Source organism: Methanosarcina sp. A14 (genome assembly GCF_001729375.1).
Lineage (GTDB): Archaea > Halobacteriota > Methanosarcinia > Methanosarcinales > Methanosarcinaceae > Methanosarcina > Methanosarcina barkeri.
Window position 1 is genome coordinate 1 of the sequence record NZ_LZPK01000277.1, and the last position, 8,677, is coordinate 8,677.

The 8,677-nt window shown below is 37.3% G+C and carries 5 protein-coding genes and 1 pseudogene; 4 read left to right on the forward strand and 2 right to left on the reverse strand.

The features are described 5' to 3' along the window. Window positions 1-247: 247 nt before the first annotated feature. On the reverse strand, window positions 248-421 hold the full coding sequence (locus A9239_RS19635; RefSeq protein ID WP_176722150.1) for a hypothetical protein: 174 nt from the start codon (window positions 419-421) through the stop codon (window positions 248-250). Between the two features lie 663 nt (window positions 422-1,084). Between A9239_RS19635 and A9239_RS12880 the strand changes: the two genes are divergently transcribed. Continuing rightward, the gene (locus A9239_RS12880) at window positions 1,085-3,346 is read left to right on the forward strand and encodes an amino acid permease (RefSeq protein ID WP_048156055.1); all 2,262 of its coding nucleotides are present in this window, start codon (window positions 1,085-1,087) and stop codon (window positions 3,344-3,346) included. Between the two features lie 252 nt (window positions 3,347-3,598). Here A9239_RS12880 and A9239_RS12885 read toward each other — a convergent pair whose 3' ends face one another. Next, entirely contained in the window at window positions 3,599-4,249 is a 651-nt protein-coding gene (locus tag A9239_RS12885) for a class I SAM-dependent methyltransferase (protein WP_230668893.1), read from the reverse strand. 554 nt (window positions 4,250-4,803) lie between these two features. Between A9239_RS12885 and A9239_RS12890 the strand changes: the two genes are divergently transcribed. From A9239_RS12890 to A9239_RS12900, 3 genes and pseudogenes are all read left to right on the forward strand, one after another. After that, window positions 4,804-5,736, forward strand: coding sequence for an SAM-dependent methyltransferase (locus tag A9239_RS12890; protein ID WP_069575332.1), 933 nt, complete (start codon window positions 4,804-4,806; stop codon window positions 5,734-5,736). Between the two features lie 816 nt (window positions 5,737-6,552). After that, window positions 6,553-7,797 (forward strand): annotated as a pseudogene (gene prf1, locus A9239_RS12895) (peptide chain release factor aRF-1); the annotation flags it as partial. Between the two features lie 315 nt (window positions 7,798-8,112). Then, window positions 8,113-8,595, forward strand: coding sequence for a Fur family transcriptional regulator (locus tag A9239_RS12900; RefSeq protein ID WP_069575334.1), 483 nt, complete (start codon window positions 8,113-8,115; stop codon window positions 8,593-8,595). Window positions 8,596-8,677: the final 82 nt, after the last annotated feature.

Here is an 8,677-nt window from a genome sequence, read left to right on the forward strand (position 1 = left end):
TATTATTTTTTATCTTTTCTTCATTTATATTCCCTTTTCAGCCTCTTTATATTCAATTTAATTCTCTCAGGCGTGCCAAATAGAGACAATCATAATATTCAATAAGTTATTTGAGAGAAATAAAGATAGGCAACCTTATTCAGACTATAAATAGAAAATAGATCAGGGGCTTGAAATCACCAGGGGTGCTTTTGATGAGTCGGGTTAAAATATAAGAATCCTATTTTTGACAATAAACAATCATAATTTATTTATTATCATTTAAGGTTACTCCTCGTATCTCTAATAGTTCAGATAACCTATTCAAAGCATATTTTTTTTCATTTATCGTAATCTGTAGTTTATTAACTTCAGCTTCTAATTGCGCGATCTCAATTTTTAACTGTAGTATCTGCTCTTTAATAAGATCATTACTTTGCATTATATCCGCCCAATAACGATGTTTTAACCCTTAACTAAATGATATTACTTATGCAGATGGTATGTATGAATCGACGCTATGTGTAAGTCAACGCTACGTGTAGATCAATACTATATATAAGATCAATGCTATGTATAAATCAATACGTTTTCACTTTTTAGATATTTACTTTCTCATACTTGCCGCTGATAAAATACAAACTGTCATTATCCGTTTCTCTGCCTGTGCTGTTCTCTCTATTCACTTTCTTTTTAATATCACTTTTAACAAATGCAAACCGCATACTAAGAAATATACCTCCCAACGGATAGATATATGTACTATTCGAAAACAAAATCCACTAAAATATGAATTGAAATGCCTTAATCAAGAGCAGGTTGCATTATTCCTTTAAATAGTTAAAAAAGAAGCTTAAATAAAAAGACATTGAAGCCGTTCAACTAAAAAGACATTGAGGCCGTACTACAGAAGAAAAACACTTGTTTCGCAGTTATCTTATTCAAAAGGCAGATCCAGTGCAACAGGACTTGAAAACCCTGCTGTTTGCCTGGGCGTATGATGGCGAAATCTACGTTCAGTATCGTCAAAGTAAAAGTAATCTGAAGATTTAAATGAAGACGGATTTACCGGTTTGAAAGCCCTGTAATACAGGCGGAGAAAAAAATGGCATCAGTTGAAACGACTGAAAGGTTGGGATGTAGCCTTGGCTTTTTCTCAACTTTTGCAATCGGCACCGGCACTATGATTGGAGCTGGGATATTCATTCTTCCGGGAATTGCTTTAGCAGATGCGGGTTCTGGAGCAATAATCTCTTTTTTGCTTGGTGGGATTATTTCAATAGCTACAGCCATCAGCATGTCAGAGCTAGCAACCGGCATGCCTCTGGCAGGAGGCAGCTATTACTACATCAGCAGGACGATGGGAGCTGCGCCTGGTGCAGTAATCGGCCTTGGCTCCTGGCTGGCTTTAATCTTCAAGGGCACATTTGCACTCATCGGTCTTGCAGAATACGCTCAGGTCTTCTATCCCTTGCCTCTATATTTCGTAGCAGCTGCAACCGGCGTGATTCTGTTAGTGATTAACTACCGTGGGGCAAAAAGCAGCGGTTCACTGCAGAACTTTATTGTGATCTTTTTGCTTGTAATCCTATCTCTCTTCATAGCCCGAGTGTCTGTTATGGTTAATCCGGCTAACTTTTCACCTGCCACATCTTACGGGATGACCTCTATAATCACGACAGCAGGAGTTGTTTTCATATCCTATCTCGGGCTTGCAGAAGCTGCTTCAGTGTCCGAGGAAGTAAAAAACCCATCCAAGAACCTGCCTCTGGCGTTTATCGCTTCAGCCGTTGTAGTAACCTTATTCTACGTTGCCACAATGATAGTAATTGTAGGGTTCTTTAACCCTCAAGTAACCGGAAAATCAGTTACTCCTCTGGCTGATATTGCAGGTCTGATGGCAGGAGAGTCCGGAAGAATAGCAATAGCCCTGGGTGCGCTGCTTGCTACTCTTTCCACAGCTAATGGCGCTATATTATCGTCTTCCAGGTTTCCTTTTGCCATGAGCAGGGATGCACTTATGCCTGAATGGTTTGTCCTTATTCATCAAAAATTTGAAACTCCTCATAACGCTATACTTGTAACAGGAATAGTAATGATCTTGCTTTTATTCCTGTTTGACATAGAGGAGCTTGCAAGACTGGGTGGAGCTTTTAATATTTTGATATTTATCCTGCTAAATATGGCAGTGATAATCCTCAGAAAAAGAAACCTGCCAGGATATGAACCCACTTTCCGCGACCCGTTTTTTCCCTATACACAAATCTTCGGGATCGTTGGGAGCATAGTACTGCTTCCCCTGCTTGGTGGGCTACCTCTTCTTTTCACTGTAATGATGATTTTTGCTGGAATTGGCTGGTACTCACTCTATGGAAGGGGCAAAGCCATTCCAGAGTATAACTTATTTGACCTGCTGGAGAATACTGTTGAAAAGAAGGAAATGCAACCTGTTTCCCTGGTCAAAGTGCTTGTGCCGATCTCCAACCAGAAACATGAGAGTGACCTTTTGAAACTGGCAGATTTTATGGGGAGCGAGATAATTTGCCTTCATGTTATCGAGGTTCCGGATCAAACAAACTTAAAGTTAGCTCAGGAAGCTTACCATGAGAAAAAAATAGAAATGGACTGCCGTTTCAAAGAAGAATTTGAAAGTTATCCTACAATTCTCGGACATAAAAGAGAATATATTGCTGCCTTTGACCACAGCATATCAAACTCAATTCTGGAGCAGGCTGAAATTGAGCATGCAGACATGATTATTATGGGATGGCACGAGCCAAAGAGATTTGAGTACTCACATGGTGTTACAAACCAGGTTCTCCTGTCCTCAAAAAGGCCAATCGCGTTATTAAAGGGGCATCTGCCTGACAGCATCCACAAAATCCTTGTAGGGTATAATGGTAAAGAAAACTCGGTCTATGGTCTCTCTCTCGCAGAAAAACTGGCTGTAAACACAGGCGCTGGAATAGAAATTATCAGTATAATTAGTCCTGATGAATCTCAGGAAAACAGGCAGAAAATTACCGACGAACTAGAGAGCCTCGTTGGAAAAATCAGTTCTATACCTGTTAGTTTTAGAGTACTGACTAAATATTCCATAGAAGATGCTCTACTGGAGGCCTCAAACAACAATGACCTTACAATCATTGGCGACTCAAGTGAAAGATTTAAGATCTCTTTACTTGGTACTCTATCGCAGAGGATTGCAAGGCATTCTAAGAAACCTATAGTGATCGTCAAAAAATCAAAACCGATCTCAAAAGAAAGCTTTAATTATCTGGTTAAAAAGCACGCCCGCAGAATATATGCAAGGCTCAGGGGAAAAAGAGTTATGATAAACTCAGATATATCAGCAGGTTTGGTTTAAAAGAATTCCATTGGTCATTGGTTAAGAAATTTTCTTGCCTGGAAGTTATCGATTTTGCACCTTAATCCTGATTAAACTTTGGCATCTTTACATGAAATCGATACTTAATTCCAATCCTCAGCATATTAAAATTTATAATGACTGTTGTGGAAATGGAGGCAATTTATTGCGATTCCTCACTTAACCAAAGACATATAAATAAAATTTAGTTCATATCCGGCTCAGTTAGGTGGGATAAATCGACGCAATTTTTCACCTAGATTTCTGTGCCTTAAATCTTACAGTATAATTCCAGAGATTTCCTTCAACTTTATCCAGGATAAAACCAGCTTCTTCTCCTAACTTAATAGTGGTAGATTTGAAAGGGTAATCTGGATCGGGTAAAAATTCTGTTACTGCAAGAATCCCACTAGGCTTCAGGACTCTTTTCATCTCCTTTAAAGCCCGATTTTTGTCTGGAAGTTCCTGAAGAACTGTTACCGTATACACTACATCGAATGAATTGTCATCAAAGGGTAGTTTATGCACATCTCCTTCTATAAGCTTGATATTTTTGATATCTCTGTTTTCTGGTCTGGATAGTTTCTTCTTTAGCTGCAGTAACATTTTTGGTTGAATATCAAGAGCGTATATTTCTCCTTTAATTCCACTAGCCTTTGCAGCAAAAGTTGTAAACGCTCCGCTTCCGCATCCCACCTCAAGAATACGCATTCCTTCTGTTATCCCACTTCGTTTTATCACTTTATCAGGAGACTGCAATTTTCTTCTAAAATCGCTATCTAAAAAAGGTCCCATAAATGCTGGAGGTGAAAATACATAAAATCTTTTTATGATTCTTAATGCAATTTGCAATAAAACAAAAAAACCTAAAATTTTCAGTAAAATCGTTGTAAGTACCCGCATATCTAACCACTTTTAGAATATCAATAGTTCTAAATTTCTTTAGTTCTAAATTTCTTTAGTTCTAAATTTCTTTAGTTCTAAATTTCTTTAGTTCTAAATTTCTTTAGTTCTAACATCCATTTTTACAAACGGAGATATTATCAAAAAAGGCATTGAAGAATATGGAACTATTTGTCATAAAACCAAAAGCAATTTCATGTTTGATGTAAGCGCAGCCAGTTTGTTAGACGTATCTTCAGAATTGTTTAGTATCGTTAATATAATAGTTTTATCTGCGATATAAATTCCAGAATGTAATTTAAAAATCGTAAAATTGGTTAGTTGAAATTATACATAACTTTTACTTCAAAACTTTGCAATTTTGAATTTTCTCGAGAATATTATCAAAAGTGGTAGATTATCTATCCTTGTCTCCTAAAATTGGATTTGACCCTACTAAATTTTGTTTGGTTTATCAAACAACCATTTAATCCTAAACAAAAGATAAATTTTTAATTTGAAAAATCGATTAATGTTGACTTTAAATGAACAGATAATAAAGGGGAATCTTATGTATGGAAATACCTGAGAATACAGAGAAAGAGTTCAACAATATGAACAAAATGTTTAAGGAAATAACAGGACCAGGCAGCAAGACAGCCATGGGCGTTTTACTTGTCAGATACTTTGAATCGCAGAAGCCCAAAGACGAACGAATTTGTTATGACCCATATGCAGTCTATTTCATCAACCCGGAGGTTTTGGAGTGGGGAGTTCACCATCCAGATGAGGCAAAAATAATGCAGGAGCAACTGGACAGATTTTTTCCGGGAAGAAATAACTCAATCGTTGCTAGAGTCAGATTTTTTGATGATTTTGTGAAAAAATCAATCGATGAAGGTATTGAGCAACTGGTTATATTAGGTGCAGGATATGATTCACGTGCTTATCGGATCGAAGGACTGGAGAAGATCAAAACTTTTGAGGTAGACCATCCTGCTACACAAAATGTAAAAATGGAAAAAATAAGAACGATCTTTGGCAGTTTGCCAGGTCATGTTGTCTATGTCCCTTGCAATTTAGAAACTGAAGACTTTGGTCAAAGGTTGATAAACGTGGGATATATCCGGCACGTTAAGACTCTTTTCCTGATGGAAGGGCTCTTAATGTATCTTCAGCCAAAGGTGGTAGATGAAATCCTATCCTTTATTGTAAAGAACTCAGGAAAGAACAGTAGCATTCTTTTTGATTATTTTCCCCAATCTGCAGTTGATGGAAGTTCTAAACTTGAGGCGGGGAGAAATATTCGGAATCAAATGTCACAGCTGGGAGAACCGTTTAAGTTCGGTATCAAGGAAGGAACAGTTGATGCATTCCTTACACAGCGTGGATTTACACAGGTATGCAATGTAACCATTGAAGATTGTAAAAAAGCCTATTTTCAAGGAATAAATAAAAATAGAATAGTTGATAGCCTGAAGTCGTTCGTCTACGCTGTTGTTCAATAAATTTATTGTGTTGGCTAAAGAGACAGTGACCAAAAGGACATAAGTAAATCGACAGAGTCGAAAATGAAGATGATTATGAGCCTATCCGAAAGTCAATGCATATAGTAAAGTTACTATCGGTCTGTAATACCCAATACCAATCTGAGTATGAAACTGCTAGCTGTAAATATAAAGTAAGTCGCAAAGTAAGTAACAAAATAAGTCACAAAGTAAGTCACAATACTTTTTGGATAGGTTCTAAGTGCTATTAAAAGTCCAAATTACTTGAATCTGCTTAAAAACGCTATCAGACAATATTTGATTTGAAAATCAGTACTGTGGAATATGAGATCTTCAACCGAGTATCTGAAAAAATTTGAAATCATAATTAATATTTAAATGTTGTTTGCTAACAAAACATTTGACCTGGAAATATTATTTGTTCAGAACCAATTTTTCATATAATTTATTTTAAATAAGTTTAGGAATAATTGTAGGTTGTAACCCCACGAATAAGAGAATATTAAAACGAATGGATTAAAGCGAATGGATTTATGCCACCAAGAAAAAACGGATGGATCAGCAAAAACGGGCACCAGAAAGTGAGGCTGTGATGGAAGATCTCAACTCGCTTCGGTGCAAATATTGATCGCGTGCAACGGTTCATGGACATATAATGCCCATGAACCCTGTTCTTTCCATAATTGCCTGATACAAATAAAAAACAAGGTATAACGAATGGTTGAATTGCTTTTTGAGATCTTCAACCATTAAGTCGACTTTATTTTACCATAACAACTGAGTTGCATTTTTATGAGATAGGGGGAAGTTGAAACGGCTGAATACTGTACATATGAAAAATATGTATTAAAAAAGAAGCTTGAGATTCTAAAAAATAAAAGTGGGAAGAGCACAGAATTAATTTCACTTTATATTCCTCCTAATAAACAGATTTCAGATGTTATAACTCATTTGAGAGAGGAACATGAACAAGCTTCGGGTATTAAGTCTAAACTTTCCAGCAATAATGTACAGGGAGCACTTGATTTTTTGTTGGCAAAGTTAAGATCTCTTAACAAAATACCGGAAAACGGGATAGTTTATTTTGCAGGAATTATCAACACCGGAGCTAACAGGACAGGCATGTTAAATGAAGTTCTCATTCCTCCGGAACCTGTTCTAGATTACATATATCGCTGTGACTCCGTTTTTTATCTTGAGCTCCTTGAGGAAATGCTCCGAGAATGCAGTACTTATGGGCTTATACTTCTAGATTTAAGAGAAGCAACTATCGGTATGCTTGTAGGCAGGCAAACTGAAGTTATTAAGCATCTCCACTCTACTGTCCCTGGAAAACAAAGAAAAGGGGGGCAGAGTGCACATCGTTTTGAACAGCTCAGGCGTATTGCTATTCATGATTTTTATAAGAGAATAGGGGATGCTGCAAGTGAGACATTTCTTGAAGTGGAGCCATCCGAACTTAAAGGCATTCTTATAGGAGGGCATTCCCCAACTAAAGAAGAGTTCAGTGAAAGTGGGTTCCTACATTATGAGCTTCAGAAAAAGGTTCTTGGATTGTTCGATACAGGATATACGGATGAATCAGGTTTTTCTGAGTTAATAAATGCAGCAGAGGATACTCTCCAGGGTATTGATCTAATTAAGCAAAAGAACGATATGAAAATGTTTTTTAAAGAACTCGCTACTGAGTCTGGTAAAGTCTCCTATGGAGAAGACCATGTACGGGCAAATCTTGAACTAAAGGCAGTTGATGTGCTTTTACTTTCTGAAGACCTGCGATCTGAAAGAGTAACTCTCAAATGCAGTGTTTGCGGATATGAAAATAAAAGAACAAGAAAATGGAAGTCCAATGAAGCTGTTCCTGCGGCTGGAAATTGTCCTGAATGTGGTTCTGCACTTGAAGTCACGGATGCTACTGATATCGTTGGTGAACTTTCAGAACTCGCTGATAAAGGCAATGCAAGGACTGCTTTTGTATCAACGGATTTCGACGAAGGCTCTCAACTTATGATAGCTTTTGGAGGAATTGCCGCAATCCTTAGATATAGTACAGGGGTGTAGGTTGGTTCAGAAGTTTATTAGTTAACGAATCCTATTAAATTCAAAATAAGGTTGCAGGAAACTGTATATTTTATTGAAATAGCGTACAATCTTGCTCTGGCAGGTTCTATCCAAAATTACTGTTCTTTAGCTGTACTTTTAGTGGGGAAAACTGCAAACTACGGTACTAGGAAAAGAAAGCAGTTACGAGGCTTCTCTGAATAAAAAACTATATAAAATGATAGTAATTGTTAAATAATAATAAATATCATTTAGTAATAGATATCCTGTATATCTAAGTAAACCTGCTTTCACAGGTAATTTAGGTGGACGGTAATGAAGCCCACAGAGAAAGCTGACATGAAATACACAAACCAGAGAGTCGAAATACTTGCTTTCTTGCGCGACCATGATGGTCATCCCACTGTAGACGAAGTTTATGATGGGGTTAGAAAAAAACTGACGCGTATAAGCAAGGCTACCGTATATAAAAATCTCAAATTCCTTACGGAGAAAGGTTTACTGGAGGAGGTGAATGTAAAAGGAGTCTCAAGATTTGAAGCAAATTTCATTCCACATCACCATCTTATCTGCCGGGAATGTGGAAGGATGGAGGATTTCAATTCGGAACAATTGTTGGATTATTCGATGAAGATAGCTGAGGAAATTGAAGGATTTACTATTGTTTCAACGAGCACTAACTTCTATGGTGTATGTAAGAAATGTAAGGAATCTAAGGAATCTGAGGAGCCTAAGGAATCTGAGGGGTCTAAGGAATCTGAGGAGTCTGAGGAATCTGAGGAGTCTGAGGAAGTCTGAGGAGTCTGAGGAGTCTGAGGAGTCTGAGGAAACATAACTTGAGCAGAACATCTAGGGGAAACAGAATGTTATCCGGGTGTAC